A 16,094-nucleotide genomic window follows, 5' to 3' on the forward strand; every position below is an offset into this window, starting at 1 on the left:
GCTCAAGTCACCTCCCGATCCCGGGCCCAGCGCGGGATACGTCGTCGAAGAGTTGCGGGCGCCGAGAGGGGGTCGGCCTCGGCAGGTGCCGCCAACAGCGAGGCGGCCAGGGCCAGATGCAGCAGGTACGGCGAGGCGTCGCCGAGGCCGGCCTCGGTGTACGACGCGATCGCGCAGTAGCTGATCAGGAAGATCGCGCAGGCCCGCTGCAGTGACGGCGGCCGCAGCAGTGCGACGCCGCCGAGCACGAGGATGATCGCCGCCACCAGACCGACGCCGATCAGACCCTGTTCCTGGTAGACGGCCAGCCAGCTGTTGTCGATCGGCAGTCCGGCGTACGACTTGTCTCCCAGGCCCATCCCGAACGCCTGCTCCCCGGCCGTCCGGGGCGCGGCGAGAAGGGCGTCCCAGACCTTGGCCCGGCCGGTGAGGTTGGAGAAGTTCTCCTGACTCTGTCCGCGCAGGAACCATGCCTGGAGGGCGGAGGCGAAACCCACCGCGGCCACCACGACGGTCAGCACCGTCCAGGTGAAGAACCGGCGGGCCGCGGCGCTGGTCAGGAGGAGCGAGCAGATCGCCAGGGCAAGCCCGATGAACAGGCCGAGCGTGGCCGTCCGGGTATGGGTCAGTGCGAGCAGGACGAGCGACGGCACGATGACCAGCGTCGCACTGGCCTTGTCGGTCCGGCGGTCCAGCGCGAGCAGCACGGTGAGACCGATGATCACCGCGGCGTACTGTCCGATCTGCGGCGGGGTGAGCGGCCACAACGCACCGACGAGGCGGCCGCCGTAGAGGTCGGGCAGGGCCGCGCCCGGTGAGATGACCAGGCCGGCAGCCACGGTCCCGAGCACCGCGAAGTACACCCGGATGTGGTGGCGGACGAACGTCAGGCCGCCGGGCCACCAGCGGCTCAGCAGCCACAGCGTGCCGACGAAGAGGGACAGCCGGGCGCAGCGGAACAGCGCGCCGAACCCGGACTCCAGGTTCGCGCTGGAGATCACGCTCGGCACCAGCAGCAGGGTGAGCAGGAACACGTAGGCGCTGGCGCGCATGCGCAGCCGGAGATTGGCGGCGAGCGCCAGCGCGAACGCGGCGACCAGCGCGCCCATGGTGGCCATCTGGATGAGGGAGCGGGGCAGCGGGATGATGGTCTTCGCCCCGGCGGATCCGAGCGTGTTGAGGATCAGCAGCCCCCAGACGATGCCGACGCTCCTCGGTGTACCGGCCGGGCTCGGCACGTCGACGGGCCTCGTGTCCGCCACGTCCGCCACGTCCGGCGTCTCAGCCGTGTCCGGTCCGCCCTGCGGCCCGACGCGCCCCAGCTCTCCGCCCATCTCAACCACCGGTCCCTGCGCGGAAGGTGCTGTCCTGGTCCTGCTGGTACGGCGCGCCCTGCCACTCCGCGGAGGTGAGGACCCGGCTCATGTCCTGGGCGACGAATTTCCACGGTCCGACGTAGGCGTTGTCGTGCCAGCGGTTGTGCTGCTCGCGGGTGATCTCCTCGGCCACCCGGTCACCCTTGTACGGCGACCAGTCCGGATAGGTGCCGTAGTTGGAGAGGACCGCCATGCGGTCGCACTTCTCCGTGCACTTGACGACGGACATGTCCAGCACGAAGCGGTTGTCGTGGATGTCCACCCGCTGGGTCTTCCACCGGCAGTCGGCGTACAGCGGGGGCTTGGCGATCGCCGGCTTCGCGCAGCGGTCGGTGCTCTTCACCAGCAGCGTGCAGTCACCGGACGAGGTGTTGGCCGGGCTGTTGCAGAACCGGTCGGCGTTTTCCCACAGGGTGATCCCGGACCAGTTGTTCTCCAGCACGTTCCGGTAGATCTCGATCTTGGCGGTGCGGGCTTTGACCCGTGGTTCGCCGCCGGACTCGGAGATGTAGACGGTGGCGAACGGGAAGGTGTCGCCGGCCTCGGCCGACTTGCGGCCCTCGACCCAGTTGTTCCGCCGGATCGTGTTGTCCCGGATGACCGCGTTGTAGCTGGTCTCGTAGATCAGTGCGGCACCGTCGTTGGCCTCGATCACGTTCTTCTCGATGAGGAAGTCGTTGTTGTTGGTGTCCGCCCACAACCCTGTTCCGCGGTTGTCGTGCACCCAATTGCCGCGCACGTCGGCGCCGTTGACCGCCCAGAACTTCACACCTCCGGTACAACCGCAGCCCTTGCGCTTCCGCTCCCAGTCGCCGGTGTTGTTGCCCACGATCTCGTTGCCCTCGAGCACCAGACCGCTGAGCCGGCCGCTGCCCTTGTACGCGTTCATGCCGTACTGGCCGTTTTCGCGCAGACAGCTGGCTCGGACCTGCTGACGGGAACCGGCCATCAGTGCGGCGGCGGAGTTGTACTGGATCGTCGCGTGCTCGATGACCCACCCGTCGGCCGAGTCGTGGTTGACCACGCCCTCGTCCTGCGGCGCGACGAAGTGCTGCACGGTCAGGTGGCGGATGGTGACATCGTCGGCGTTGCCACCGAACGCGTACTGGTTCTTCTTGCCCCCGTCGAACACCGCGCCCGGCGCGCCGAGGTAGTGGTCCCCCTTCTTGGGGATGACCTGGGCGAAGCGGTCCGCGTCGAGCCTGTGCTTGCCAGGCCGAAGCCAGAACGTGGTGCCCGGAGGGCTGCTCTTGGTCTTCGCTGCCAGGTCGCCGACCACTGCGGGGTCGACCGTCACCGCGCCCGCCGGCGCCTTCGCCGGCCCGGGCTCGGGATTGGCGCACACCGAGGCCACGGGTACGGGTGTGGCCGGCGTCGCAGCGGTCGGCTTCGGCGCGGCGGCGTCCGACGTGCTCTCGCAACCGGTCGTCGTCATCAGGGCCAGCACCAGCGGTGCCGCCGCCCACGCCCAGTTCCGCTTCTTGATCCCCATGTGCCCGCCCCCTAGCCCCGGAACCTGAGCACGGTGGTGAAGCCCTCCGTGCCGTCGGCGGTGTCCGTGTCGGTGTCGGAGTCGGTGCAGGTGCCTGTGCCGACCAGCGTCGTGGAGGGCTCCTTGCGCCCGAATCCGGCGGAGTACCAGCCCAGCGGCGGGTCGCTCTCGCCGCGGTGCGCCCGCCAGGACAACTGGCCGGGCAGGTCGAGCACCGCTCGGCGGTCCTCGCCGTCGCACTTCCAGGTGAGTACGGCCCGGTCGCCCACCAGGTCCGCGGCGATCGCCGGGCCGAGGTGGAATGCCAGGCGCACTGCGCGGCTCGGACCGCGCACCTCGTCGACCACCCGCAGCTCCTGGCTTTCGGCGGTCAGCTCCACCCGGCGGCGGTGCACGGAGTGCTCGTAGCCGTCGTGCTCGGCACTCCAGCGGTCCTTTCCCGTGTCGAGTACGCGGCTGCGGGCATGCCGGGTCCAGAGGAACGGGCCGCCCGAGACGGACTGGTCGTCGCCGTCCAGCTGCAGGGTGTTGTGACCGAGGGTCGACCGGAAGTACTGCCGCCACTTGGGCTGCCCGTGATAGCAGAAGGTCCCGGGGTCGGCGAGGACATCGACCCCGTCGTGCCGGACCTCCACGGACAGCGCGTCCGCGTGGGCATGTGCGGCGATGGACAGGAAGCCGTGCGGGCCCCCGTCGCAGCGGCACCAGATCTCTTGTGGACCGCGCAGGATGGTGAGCCCCGCGTCGGCGAAGTGGGCCGGTCGGTCCGCCGGGCGCACCACGGTCGGTTCCGTGGGCTTGATGAGCGCGGCAAGGAGCGAGGTGCGCACATCGGTGCCGGTGACGGCCGGCCACCAGTCGAGCCGGCCGAACACGGCGTCCCCGGTGGCGAGGAGCGAGGCCCAGCGGTCGGTGCCCGTACCGTCCACGACCAGACCGTGACCGTCGTCCGCGTCTCCCTGTCGCGGCGGCCGCAGCCGGTTGTCCACGACGGCCGCGAGCGCGTCGGTCATCCGCAGCAGTACGAGGCGGACGGTCCTGGGAACCGGCACACCGGCGGCATCTGCCTCGGCCACCGCGGCGAGGCCGAGTTCCAGCACCAACCCGTGGTATTCGGTGGCCAGTTCGCGGTTGAGGCCGGAGAGGAAGGTGTTGCCGCGCAGGTGCCGCTCCAGCGACCTCAGCGCGTCGGCCCGCCAGCGCGCCGAGGAGGGGAACCAGCCGAACGCGCAGGCCGCGGCAAGCTGCCCGGCTGCCTCGGCGATGATGTGGTTGTTCGCCGAAGATCCCCGGCTGGGGAAGGCGGCCAGCCAGCGCTGGTGGTGCCAGATCTGGTTCAGCGCCACCGGGTTGTCCTCGAACAGCCCGGCCGCGCCCTGCCAGCCGTCGAGCAGCCGGCGGATCCACACCCAGGAGAGCAGCCTGATGCCCAGTTCGATGCCGCTGATCCAGTGCACGCCGCGCAGCGGTGGGTTGGCCGCCCACCACGACCGCAGGTGCTCGGCCACACGCTCGGCGTACCGCTCGTTCCCGGTGATCGCGTAGGCGGCGGCGAGCACGGTGAGGTGCTGGTGCCGGGACAGCTCCCAGATCTGCTTGATGTCCCCGACCGCGTCCTCGTTCCGGTACGGCACGTCGAAGGCATAGCCCGACGGAGCGCGGCGCCCGGTCTTCGGGTCGCGCCACCAGTCCGGGTCGGCCAGGTCGTCGCGTACCACCCCGAAGTACTCGGCGTGCCCGTCCATCAGCCGGTCAGCCTCGGCGACGAGACGTTTCGCGGCGTCCGAAGGTACGCCTGCGATCGTCCCAGCGGGCAATACCGCGGTGAACCGGGCGCCGGTCACGATCGGGCAGCTGGGCTGAGCCGACCGCCACCGGCGTCTGCGCACCGCGTCGCCCACCCGGCCGCCGACCTCCCGCGGCTCCATCCGGGACAGCCGCCGCAGGTACCAGCCTGCGCTCATGGTCATCGCGGCCCCGCCAGCGTCACGGGCGCACCGCCGGCCAGGCCGGCCTGCACGGCGAGGGTGGCCGCCGTGGTGGCGACGAGGGACTCCAGCGGCACCGGCATCGGGCCGCCGGTCCGTACGGCCCTGATGAATGCGGCCAGTTCGGCGTTCTGGCCCTTGTCGCGGGCCTTGGGCAGCCGCGAGCTGACCCACTTCTTGGGGCCGGCCCCGCCGTCCGTATACACCGAGGCGCTGACGAAGTCGTCGAGCCGCAGCGCGCGACCGTCGGCGACCAGGTCGAGCGTCTCCTTGGGGAGACTGGCCGGTCCTGTGGTGACGTAGCTGATGGTGGCGGTGGAGCCGTCCGGATAGCGCAGGACGACCTGCAGGTCGTCGTTGCCCTTCGTGGCGACCGCGTACACCGAGACCGGGTCGGCCCCGAGCAGCCAGTTCGCCGTGTCGATGAAGTGTCCGCCCTCGCCGGCGAACCGCGAGCCCTCGGTGCCCTGTTGGAGATACCAGCTGCCGTGCTGCAGCTTCCCGGCGTTGACCAGATAGCGGAGGTTCGCCGGGCCTGTCCGGTCGCCGAACCGCTTCCTGGCCTCCTGCAGCAGGGGTGCGAACCGGCGGTTGAAGCCCACCTGCAGCCGGTCGTTCCCCGACTCCTCCACCGCGGCGAGCACGCCGGCCAGTTCGTCCTCGGTGAGGGCCAGGGGCTTCTCCACGAACACGGTCTTCCCGGCGAGGAGTGCCTGGCGCGTCAGTTCGGCGTGCGAGCTGTGCCGGGTGACCACGAACACCGCGTCGATGGACTTGTCGCCGAGCACGGCGTCGAGGTCCGTGGTCGCCTCGGCGAAGCCGAACTTCCGCTGCGCGTTGGCCGCTGACAGCGCCGTCGTGGTGACGACCGTCGACAACTCGACGCCGTCGCGCCGCGCCAGGTGCGGCAGCAGCATCGAGGTCGCGTAGTTCCCCGCGCCGATGAACGCGAGCCGCACCGGCGTCCCGGCGGTCCTGGCCGGACCCGGCTTCCTGCTTCGAGCGGACACAGCCACCGCGGGTACGGCCACCGTCGGGGCTGCGGCCTGCGCTGTCCGTCCGGCGGAGCCGGGGTACCGGAACAGCACGGCCACGGCCTTCAGTTCGCCGTCCTTCAGCTTCTGGTACGTCTCGACGGCGTCGTCGAAGTCGGCGATGTGGGAGATCAGCGGCTCCACGTCGACGCGGCCGCGGGCGAGGAGGTCGAGGAAGCACGCCAGGTTGCGGCGCTCGGTCCAGCGCACGTAGCCGATCGGGTAGTCGCGGCCCTCCAGCTCGTACGCGGGGTCGTAGCGCCCGGGTCCGTAGCTGCGGGAGAACCGGACGTCGAGTTCCTTCTCGTAGTACGCGTTCCACGGCAGGTCCAGGCGGCACTTGCCGATGTCGATGACCCGGCCGCGGTCCCTGCAGAGCCGGGCGGCCAGCTCGACGGGCTGGTTGCTGCCGCCGCCGGCGGCCAGGTACACCTGGTCCACGCCGTGCCCGCCGGTGAGTTCGGCGACGGCACTCTCCACGGCCTTGGACTCCGGATCGCCGCAGGCCGCGGCGCCCGTGCGCTCGGCGAGCTCGCAGCGCACCGGGTCGGGGTCGACGCCGACGACGCGGACTCCCGCAGCGGTGAGGAGCTGCACCACCAGCTGGCCGATCAGCCCGAGGCCGATGACCAGTGCCACTTCGCCCAGCTGCGGCTCGCCCTGGCGAATGCCCTGCAGCGCGATCGATCCGACGGTGCCGAAGGCCGCGTGGCGCGGCGCGAGGCCGTCGGGCATCCCGGCGTAGAGGTTCTTCGGCACCCAGTTCAACTCGGCGTGCAGGGCATGCTCGTTGCCCGCACAGGCCACCATGTCGCCGACCTTCACGTCGTCGATGCCCGCACCGACCTGCTCGACCACACCGCACAGCGAGTAGCCGAGCGGCGTGTAGGAGTCCAGTTTGCCCATCACCTTGCGGTAGGTGGCGGGCACCCCGTTGGTGGCCACGCTCTGCATGACCTTCGCCACCTGGTCGGGCCGGGAGCGGGCCTTGCCCACCATCGACATACCGGCCTCGGACACCTTCATGAGCTCGGTCCCGGTGGATATCAGCGAGTAGACGCTGCGGACCACCACACCACCGGGCTTGCACCCCGGCACCGGCACGTCGAGCAGCGCCAGCTCGCCGCTCTTGTAGTTCTGCACAACCTGTTTCACGGAAGTCCTCTTGTTCTCTACGCCGTCAAGGAAGAGTTCTGGCCCGACTGGGAGATCGCGCCGCGGTACCAGTACTCGAGGGTCAGCACATGCCACAGATGTTTGGAGAAGTCCCGCTGCCCGGAGGCGTCCTCGGCGACCATCCGCGCCAGCGCGTCGCGGCGCAGGAACCCGGATCGGACGAGCTCACCGTCGTTGATCACCTCGCGCACCAGCGGTGCGAGATCCCGGCTCATCCAGGCCCGCAGCGGGGCGCTGAACAGGCCCTTGGGCCGGTAGACGATCTCCCGGGGCAGGATCGAGGTGGCCGCCTCCTTGAGGGCTGCCTTGCCCTGTCGTCCGACGATCTTGCGATCCCCTGGCACGGCGAACGCCGCCTTCACCACCTCGACGTCGACGTACGGCACCCGGACCTCTGTCGACGCGGCCATGCTGGAGCGGTCCGTGTAGGCGAGGTTCAGGCCCGGCAGGAACATCCGGGCGTCGGCCAGGCACATGCGGTTGACGAAGTCGTCGAGTTCGTTGTCCTGGTAGACGTCCGCATGCTCGGTCAGTACGTCGTCGACCGTCCCGGCCAGGTCCGGATCGACCAGCGCGAGCAGCTCGTCCTGGTCGTACATCGTGTAGCTGCGCCGGAACGCGGTCTCCTCCGGCAGATCGGCGAAGGAGAGGAACCGCTTGGCGAAGCGCACCGAGCGGTATCCCCGGCGGGATGTGGCGACCGGCAGCCGGTCCACCGTCCTGGACAGTCCGCGCCGCAGGGGCCGCGGGACGCGCTGGTAGCGCAGGGCGAGGACGTTGGCGAGGTGTTTGCGGTATCCGGCGAACAGTTCGTCGGCGCCCATGCCCGAGAGCATCACCTTGACGCCGGCCTCCCGGGCTGCCGAGCAGATGAGGAAGGTGTTGATCGCGGCGGGGTCGCCGATCGGCTCGTCCAGGTGGTGCGTCATCTGCGGCAGCAGATCGAGCACGTTCGGGGCGATCTCGATCTCGTGCAGGTCGACGCCGAACTGCTCGGCGACCTGCCGGGCGTAGCGCAGGTCGTCCGGCATCGCCTCGAACTTGGCGTCCTCGGCGCGGAATCCGATCGTGTACGCGGAGATCCCCGGCCGGTCGCGGGCCGCCAGCGCGGTCAGCCAGCTGGAGTCGAGCCCGCCGGAGAGGAAGGTCGCCACGGGGACGTCGGAGAGCAGGTGGCGCCGGGTCGACTCCTCGACGACTGCGGCCAGGTCCGGCTGTTCACCGGCCAGGGCCCGTGCCCGGCCCTCCGCGGCGACGTCCTTGAGGTGCCAGTACCGGCCGCGGTCCACCCGGCCGTCGGGCCGGCACCGCAGCCAGCTCCCCGGCTGCAGCTTCTCCGCCTCGCGGTACGCGCACCGCGAGTCGGGCACCCAGTAGTAGAGGAGCGAGGCCACCATCGCCGCGTGGTCCACCTCCAGCGTTCCGCCGGTCGCGGCGGCGAGCGCCTTGAGCTCGGAGGCGAACGCCAGACCCCCGCCGCGCCGGAGCAGGAACAGAGGTTTGATGCCCAACTGGTCCCGGGCGAGCGTCAGTTCGCCGGTGCGCTCGTCGAAGATCCCGAACGCGAACATGCCGCGCAGCCGGGGCAGGCAGTCGGTTCCCCAGCGCCGCCAGGCCTCGAGCACCACCTCGGTGTCGGACGTACCGCGAAAACGCACCCCGGCGGCTTCCAGCTCGACTCGCAGCTCGGGCGCGTTGTACAGCTCGCCGTTGTACGTCAGAGCGAGGCCGTCCTTGACCATCGGCTGGGCGCCGGTCTCGGACAGGTCGATGATGGCCAGCCGGCGGTGCCCGAGCTGCACTTCGCCGTCGCCGACCCGGTGGCCGTAGCGGCCCGCCCCGTCCGGGCCGCGGTGGGCGAGGGTCTCGGTGAGCCGGTCGGTCACGGCCTTCCCGTCAGGCCATCGGTACGTACCTGCGATGCCACACATGCGCTACCACGCCTCCTGGTCGTTGTCCGGGACCCCTGTGGCCCACATCGGCTGCCGCTCCGCCCGCCGCTGGGCCGTCCCGTTCTGCTGTTCCGGCCGCACGCTCCGGCCGCGCAGCGCGGTGTGCAGTCCGTCCCACAGCGTGCCGTCGGTCCGGTCACGCGGGTCGGGGTCGATCAGCACCACGCCGATCACCGGAATGCGCTGGTCCGCGAGCTGCCGCGCCACGGTGTGCAGCCATGCGGCGCTGCCGCGCCCGGCCCGCACGACGAGCACGGTCTGTGAACCGAGGTACTGGAGATCGGTCCATGCCGTGCCGGGCGCCACCGAGCCGACGCCGATCCGGCGCTCCTTGAGCGGGACGGCCGCGGCAGGCTCTCCGCTGACCACGGTGAGGTCTCCCGACTTCGGTCGGCGCTTGGAGAGTTGCGCGCCGGGCAGACCGTCGATGATCATCGTCGGCCCGTCCGCCGCCAGTGCCCCGGCGACGTTCAGGGCGATCGTGCTCGCGCTGCGCGCACAGCCGAGTTCCAGCAGCGACACCGGTTCCCCCGAGCCGCGCACGATGCGGGCCAGGGTCGTGGTGAGGCGTTCGCGCGCCTTCCTGGTCCGCCGGCGCCTCCACGGCCTGCCGGACCGCCGGGGCAGCTCCGCGATGACGGAGGCGCCCAGGTTCGCCGCGATGTCCCGGCGCAGCACCGGGCGGTCCGCCACCACTGTGCCGACCGCGGCCACCGCGAGGCCGAGGACGAGTCCGAGGACGAGCCCGATCGCGGCGTTGGTGCCAACGGCCTTCGGCAGGGAGTGCCTCACCGCACGCGCGGCGTCCACGATCTGCGTGCCGGCGATGACGTCGGGCGTGCCGGTGCGCGCGTCCGCGGCGCGCAGGTCGAAGTCGGAGATCCGTGAGTTGAGTTCGGCGCGGCGGGCGAACAGCGACTCGAGGCCCGCCGACGCTGTCGGGTCGCTCGCCGACGTCTGGGATCCGATCGCCTCGTTGACCTGGGCGAGCTCGTTCCGCATACGGTCACGCTGGTCGAGCAGGGCCTTGGATTCGGCCTTCGCCGTTTCCAGCATCCGTCCCACGTGGTCCGCGACGAACGCGTCGGCCAGCGCCTTGGCCCCGGCCACCGCTTCCTCGTCGCTGTCAGCGGTCACATCGATCTGCAGCAGGTTGTTGGTCAGGCCGGTTCCCCGGTAGTCCCGCATGAAGTCTTCCGGCTTTTCCGGGGACTTGAGGGCCTGGAGGGCCTTCCCCGCGATCCGTGTCGTCCCCAGCAACTGGACGTCGGTGCGCATCAGCGTTCCGGTGTCGTTCGCCTGGTCCTCCTTGTGCGCGATCAGCACCTTGATCACCGCAGTGGGCGGAGGGGGCATCAGGACCGCCACCGCCGCCCCGACCAGAAGGCCCAGGAGCGCCATGGCGCACCAGAGCCGGCGGCGCCTGCGTACGGCGACCACCAGTCCCTGCAGGTCGAAGAGCGGAGTGGCTGCCGACGACTCCGCCGTCTTGTTCGTCGTCACGCCGAACCTCCCGTCGCCCTGCCGCGCGCAGCGAGTGCTGGAGCGGCGTCGTCCGCGGGAGGTCCGGCAGAGCGTGCCGGAAGGGCCCGGACCCTGTCGGCGACGACGATGCCGACGACCTCGTGCCTGGCGTCCGCGCACGCTTCGGCGATACCGGAGAGCTCCTCCGCGGTCCAGCTGCCCGCGCTGAGGACGACGAGGGCACCTGACTCGGTGTCGCGGTCCGGCACGGTCGGCCGGTCCACCGACACCTCCACCACCCGCAGCATGGGGCGTTCCCCGCTCGAAGAGCTCGGAGAAGGATCGTTCTCGGCCACGGCGACGAGCTGCTCCGCGGCCCGCAGCGCGATCTCGTCTCCCTGCGGTACGACGGTCAACAGGCGCCGGGGGTGCGGACGTCGGTCCTGTATGCGAGCACACACCCGCCCGTAGCGGATCCGCCTTCCGGCCTCGTCCCCCGCCCTCTGAGGGGCCCGTGGCTCCCACCGGGTGTCGATGCCGAGGACCCGGCGGAACAGGCCCCGGTTGCCGCCGTCCCGCGGCCGGTGCGCGTGCCGTTCCTCAGGCACCTCGACGGTGCCCAGGAGGGCCGAGCCCAGGGCCGCGGCGATTTCCGGTTCCGTACGCAGCCGGCGATCCATCCGTGCGGCGACGAGATGGCCGACGACCCCGAGCAGGAGGAACAACAGCGCCCCGCCGACGACCAGTTGCATCCTCGTCGGCGGCGCCTCGCCGGTCGGCCGGGCCGCAGGACCCATGACGGCCATGCCTGCCTTCGCGGTCGCCGGGTCGGCCTCGTTCAGTTTCGTCATGGCCTCTGCCAGCGAGGTGCTCAGTTTCTCGAGCGCGGTGCGGGCCTGGACGCTCTCCACGCTCTGCCCCGGATCGGACGCCTTGGCCAGCTCGCTGATGCGGCGGTTGGTCTCCACCACCTGCTGCCGCAGGTCATCGAGGCCCGTAGTCGCTGTGGAGCCGGCGCTTCCGCCTGCGAGGCGCGTGGCGAAACTGACGAATTCCTTGGCCAGCAGGTCGGAGAGCTGCTGCGCGCGCTCCGGAGTTCCGGACGTACCCGAGATCGTGATGATGTTCCCGTCAGCGGCCTTCGCACTCACCAGGTCCCGCAGTTCGCTGCCGCTGACGCCGCTCCATCCGAGCTTGGCAGCCGTACGGTCGACCACGGTCGAACTGGTCGCGATATCCACCTGGGTCAACAGCTGGCGCTCTTCCCACTGCCCCGGCAGAAGTACCGATGCCGACGCGGTGTACTGCGGCGGGAACACCACCGAGGCGCCGTAGCCGACGAGCGCGCCCACCACGGCGACGATGGCGAGAAACCGCCACCGCCAACGGAATATCCGCCCGATCGTGACCAGGCGAATCATGTCGTCGCTCACTTGCGCCGCCTCTTCCCCGTACGGAGCCGGCCGCCCGTCTTCACCGGAGTGTGGTCCCGGCAGGCGGCGGCGTAGGCGGCGAGCAGCGAGGCCTGCGAGTTCCGCCAGGCGAGCGGCCCGCTGATCCGCTCCTGGCCGATCCTGCCCATCTTGGCCCGCTGCTCCGGATCGTCCAGCAACTGCACGATGAGCGCGGCGAATTGGGCCTCGTCGTCGTCGGGAGCGTAGACGGCGGCGTCACCGGCGGAGACGCGCGCCTCCTTCAGGTCGAACGAGACGACCGGCCGGCCCATCGCCATGTACTCCAGGACCTTGTTCATGGTCGACACGTCGTTCAGCGGATTGCGCGGGTCGGGAGAGAGACACACGTCCGCCGTCGACAGGTAGCGCACCAGGTCGGCGTCCGGAATGCGCCCGGTGAACTGCACCTGCCCGGCGAGTCCGAGCCGGCTCGACAACTCCACCATCGCGTCGAAGGCATCGCCGGAACCGACGAACACGGCGTGCCAGTCGGTCCGCCCGAGCTCGTCGCGCATCTTCGCGAGGGCGCGCAAGGCGTAGTCGACACCGTCCTGAGGGCCCATCACACCGAGGTAGCACAGCAGATGAGGCTTGCCGTGCTTCAACTCCGGTTCTGGTGGCACCGGTTGGAAGCGGTCGACCTGGGGCGCGCTGCGCACCACGAAGACGTCCTCCGGACGCCGGCCACCGCGGCGTATCGCGACGTCGCGGTAGCTCTCGTTCGTGGCGAGCACGATGTCCGCGGCCCGGTAGGTACGCCGTTCCAGCGCGCACACGGCGCGGTAGAGCAGATCCTCGCCGCGGTCGAACCGCGAGAGGTACAGCTCGGGTACCAGGTCGTGCTGGTCGAATACGAACCGCGCGCCGCGCCGCTTCATCCACAGTGCGGGCAGGAACAGCAGGTCGGGCGGGTTGCAGGCGTGCACCACGTCCACGGGGCCGACCTTGCGGGCCAGCCGGACCGTATGCCACAGCGCCGATCCGTACTCCCGCAGATAGCCGGCCGGTCCTCCGGTGGCCGCGCGCAACGGGTAGCGGTGGATCCGCACCCCGTCGATCTCCGCTTCCGGCTCCGTGTCCCGCTTCTCGCCCTGGGGACAGATGACGTGCACCGTCCAGCCCGCGTCGCGCAGCGTCATGCACTCCTGCCATACCCGCCGGTCGAACGGCACCGACAGGTTCTCCACCAGGATCAGCGCGCGCCGGCCGGGCCGGTCGCCGCCGGCAGTTTCTTCGAACACCATGTCACCAGGCAAGGCCCATATACCCCGGTTCGGTCCGGCGCGCCTCGGCGTCCGGAAGGCGGATGAGGTCGACGATCACCGGTCCGTCGCCATGGGGCAGCGCCGAGAGGACGGCCGGATCCTTGGTCCCGACCAGGCACACCTCGGCATGCTCGAACACCTCGTCGACCGAGTCGGCGAGCAGTTGGGCGAGGTGGGGCAGCCGGGTCTCGATGTATTCGCGGTTCGCCCCGATCAGCCGGGAGAGGCTCACATTGGCGTCGTAGATCCGCAGGTCGTAGCCCTTGCCGAAGAGCCGCTCGGCCAGCTCGACGAGCGGGCTCTCGCGGAGGTCGTCGGTGCCTGGTTTGAAGGAAAGACCGAACAGGCCGACGCGGCGCTTGCCGGTGCGCTCGACCATGTCCACCGCGCGCTGCAGATGGTCGGAGTTGGAAGCCAGCACGTGCGACAGGATGGGCACCGAGACGTCGGCCCGCTGCGCCGCGTGGACCAGGCTGCGCAGGTCCTTGGGCAGGCAGGAGCCGCCGAAGGCGAAGCCGGGCCGCAGATAGGCGGGGCTGATGTTGAGCTTGCGGTCCGCCAGGAACACGTCCATCACCTGGTGCGAGTCCACTCCGAGCGCCTGGCACACCGAGCCCAGCTCGTTCGCGAAGCCGATCTTGAGGCCGTGGAACGCGTTGTCCGCGTACTTGATCGCCTCGGCCGTCGGGACCGGCACCCGGAACACCTCACCGGGCACACCGTCGTACAGCGCCGCCACCGCGTCGCCGCTTGCCGTGTCGAGCTCGCCTATGACGGTCTTGGGCGGGTCGAAGAAGTCCTGCACGCTCGTGCCCTCGCGCAGGAATTCCGGGTTGACCGCGACCCCCACATCCACCCCCACCGTGCCGCCGACGTACTTCTCCAGGATCGGGACCAGCAGGTTCAGGCAGGTGCCCGGGAGCATGGTGCTGCGGAACACGACGGTGTGCCGCCCACCCCGCTCGGCCAGCGCGGCGCCGATCTCCTCGGTGACCCGCTCCAGGTACGTGGTGCACAGACTGCCGTTGGGCTCCGACGGCGTGCCCACGCAGATCAGCGATATCTCACTGCCCAGGATCGCCTCGCGGACGTCGGTGGTGGCGCGTAACGCCCCGGCCCGCACGACCTCGGCGGTCAGCTCGCCGATCCTCTCCTCGACCACCGGGGCCTTGCCGTCGTTGACCAGGTCGACCTTCACCTGGTTCACGTCCACCCCGATGACCTCGTGCCCCATGCTGGCCAGGCACGCGGCCGACACGCAGCCCACGTAACCGAGCCCGAAAATGCTGACTCTCATGATGCGTTCCTCCCCCAGAGCAGGCCCTTGCGGCCTGCTGTCCGCGCACCGGCCGGACGCCGGTCGCCGCGCATCAGTACGCCCCCTGCCCGCGAAGCACCGCGCGCAGTGTCTTCCACAAGATCATCGTGTCCAGGGCGAGCGACCAGTCCTCCACGTACCGCAGGTCGAGGCGGACCGCCTCCTCCCACGGCAGGTCGCTGCGTCCGCTGATCTGCCACAGCCCGGTGAGACCGGGCTTGACCAGCAACCGCCGCCGTATGTCCGGGCCGTAGGCGGCGGACTCCTCCGGCAGGGGAGGCCGCGGGCCGACGAGCGACATCGAGCCCGTGAGTACGTTGAGCAGCTGCGGGAGCTCGTCGAGCGAGTACCGGCGCAGCACGGTGCCCACCCGGGTCACCCGCGGATCGTTGCGCAGCTTGAACAGCAGGCCCGCACCCTCGTTGCGGTCGGCGAGCTTGGCACGCGCCCCGTGTGCCCCGGTGACCATGGTGCGGAACTTGAAGATGGTGAACTCGCGGCCGTCCTTGCCGACTCTGCGCTGGCGGTACAACGCCCCGCCCCGGCTGTCCACCAGCACGCAGAACCCGACGAGCACCAGGACCGGTGCGAAAAGCACCAGCAGAACCGCCGCGCCCATCCGGTCGACGGCCCCCTTGATCACCCGACGGCCCCCGGAGAAGGTCGGCATGCTGACCCGCAGCAGTGGGATCCCGAGCACACCGTCGACGTGCAGCCGCGGTCCTGCCACCTCCATCAGCACGGGGGCCACGACCATCTCGGCATCGCTGCCTTCGAGGTTCCAGGCCAGGCGCTGCAGCCGGTCCGGTGACCAGTGCGGGTCCGCTGTGACGGCGACGACGCTGTAGCCGTCGCGGCGAACGTGGTTGGCCACGTCCTCGAGTTGCCCGACGACCGGCACGTCGTCCAGCCGGTCACCGTCGAGGCCGAGTCCGTCCGGCGTGCACACCGCCTCCACCCGCCAGCCGAGGTGCGGGAACTTGCGGGTCCGGGCGATCAGGTCGCGCACGGTGGCCGTACTTCCGGCAGCGAGCACCGGCCTCAGGCAGCGCCCGTACTTCCGCTGTTTGTGCAGCCAGAGGCGGAGCAGATACCTCATGGTCATGGTCACGAGCGCGATCGCGGGGATCGCGACGAAGATCCAGAGCTTGATGTTGCGCGAGGTGAGGGCGATCCCGCCGAGCGCCAGTACGACGGTCGCCGTGAACAGTGCGCGTCCGAGGCGGCGGAATTCCTCGGCACCCTGGCCGAGCACGGCCGGTGCCCACGCCCGGCTCACCGCGAGCGCTCCCAGCACCAGGAGCTCGGTGCCGAAGGCGAGAATTCCCCACTTCTCGTGCCAGTTGGCCGCGTCCCTGGCCCCGAAGAACTGGCCGATGGACGCCACCACCAAGGCGGTGGCCACGGTATCGCTGGTGATCACGGTACGGCGGTACCGCTGCTCCCAGTCATTCTCGAGCTGCCTTATCGCCCCTGCCGCCAAACGCCCAGGCGTTGACGGAAAAGGGCCGACTAATTTCCCCTGCCCCACGGAGTCCCCCCCGGTCCCCAGCGGCACGACGTGGTCACCCAACA

Annotated in this window: 10 protein-coding genes; all 10 read right to left on the reverse strand. The window is 70.4% G+C overall.

The window, feature by feature from the left end; genetic code table 11:
• Positions 1–2: 2 nt before the first annotated feature.
• The 10 genes from J0695_RS08165 to J0695_RS08210 all read right to left on the reverse strand — a co-directional run bounded on the left by J0695_RS08165 (position 3) and on the right by J0695_RS08210 (position 16,050).
• On the reverse strand, positions 3–1,334 hold the full coding sequence (locus J0695_RS08165) for an O-antigen ligase family protein (protein WP_242552364.1): 1,332 nt from the start codon (positions 1,332–1,334) through the stop codon (positions 3–5).
• A gap of 1 nt (position 1,335) precedes the next feature.
• Positions 1,336–2,868 (reverse strand): right-handed parallel beta-helix repeat-containing protein, encoded by a 1,533-nt coding sequence (locus J0695_RS08170; RefSeq protein ID WP_206961195.1) that lies wholly within the window; start codon positions 2,866–2,868, stop codon positions 1,336–1,338.
• A gap of 11 nt (positions 2,869–2,879) precedes the next feature.
• Positions 2,880–4,838 (reverse strand): alginate lyase family protein, encoded by a 1,959-nt coding sequence (locus J0695_RS08175; protein ID WP_206961196.1) that lies wholly within the window; start codon positions 4,836–4,838, stop codon positions 2,880–2,882.
• Entirely contained in the window at positions 4,835–7,045 is a 2,211-nt protein-coding gene (locus J0695_RS08180) for a bi-domain-containing oxidoreductase (RefSeq protein WP_206961197.1), read from the reverse strand. The genes J0695_RS08175 and J0695_RS08180 overlap by 4 nt, the downstream gene beginning before the upstream one ends.
• A 17-nt stretch (positions 7,046–7,062) precedes the next feature.
• On the reverse strand, positions 7,063–8,997 hold the full coding sequence (gene asnB, locus J0695_RS08185) for an asparagine synthase (glutamine-hydrolyzing) (RefSeq protein WP_206961198.1): 1,935 nt from the start codon (positions 8,995–8,997) through the stop codon (positions 7,063–7,065).
• 3 nt (positions 8,998–9,000) lie between these two features.
• Positions 9,001–10,521, reverse strand: a complete 1,521-nt coding sequence (locus tag J0695_RS08190) for a Wzz/FepE/Etk N-terminal domain-containing protein (RefSeq protein ID WP_206961199.1) — start codon at positions 10,519–10,521, stop codon at positions 9,001–9,003.
• A complete protein-coding gene (locus J0695_RS08195) occupies positions 10,518–11,915 on the reverse strand; it encodes a Wzz/FepE/Etk N-terminal domain-containing protein (RefSeq protein ID WP_206961200.1) in 1,398 nt (465 codons plus the stop codon). The genes J0695_RS08190 and J0695_RS08195 overlap by 4 nt, the downstream gene beginning before the upstream one ends.
• Positions 11,912–13,180, reverse strand: a complete 1,269-nt coding sequence (locus J0695_RS08200) for a glycosyltransferase family 4 protein (protein WP_206961201.1) — start codon at positions 13,178–13,180, stop codon at positions 11,912–11,914. Before J0695_RS08200 ends, J0695_RS08195 begins: the two co-directional genes overlap by 4 nt.
• Position 13,181: 1 nt before the next feature.
• Positions 13,182–14,498, reverse strand: coding sequence for a nucleotide sugar dehydrogenase (locus J0695_RS08205; protein ID WP_206961202.1), 1,317 nt, complete (start codon positions 14,496–14,498; stop codon positions 13,182–13,184).
• A 73-nt stretch (positions 14,499–14,571) separates the two neighbouring features.
• Positions 14,572–16,050, reverse strand: coding sequence for a sugar transferase (locus J0695_RS08210; protein WP_206961203.1), 1,479 nt, complete (start codon positions 16,048–16,050; stop codon positions 14,572–14,574).
• Positions 16,051–16,094: the final 44 nt, after the last annotated feature.

It is taken from the genome of Streptomyces beijiangensis (assembly GCF_017315755.1).
In the GTDB taxonomy this organism is placed as follows: Bacteria; Actinomycetota; Actinomycetes; order Streptomycetales; family Streptomycetaceae; genus Streptomyces; species Streptomyces beijiangensis.

Excerpts from the sequence above, each read along its gene's own strand:
- J0695_RS08165 (WP_242552364.1), bottom strand. The coding sequence starts at position 1,334 with ATGGGCGGAGAGCTGGGGCGCGTCGGGCCGCAGGGCGGACCGGACACG.
- J0695_RS08205 (WP_206961202.1), bottom strand. The coding sequence starts at position 14,498 with ATGAGAGTCAGCATTTTCGGGCTCGGTTACGTGGGCTGCGTGTCGGCC.
- J0695_RS08175 (WP_206961196.1), bottom strand. The coding sequence starts at position 4,838 with ATGACCATGAGCGCAGGCTGGTACCTGCGGCGGCTGTCCCGGATGGAG.
- J0695_RS08170 (WP_206961195.1), bottom strand. The coding sequence starts at position 2,868 with ATGGGGATCAAGAAGCGGAACTGGGCGTGGGCGGCGGCACCGCTGGTG.
- J0695_RS08200 (WP_206961201.1), bottom strand. The coding sequence starts at position 13,180 with ATGGTGTTCGAAGAAACTGCCGGCGGCGACCGGCCCGGCCGGCGCGCG.
- asnB (WP_206961198.1), bottom strand. The coding sequence starts at position 8,997 with ATGTGTGGCATCGCAGGTACGTACCGATGGCCTGACGGGAAGGCCGTG.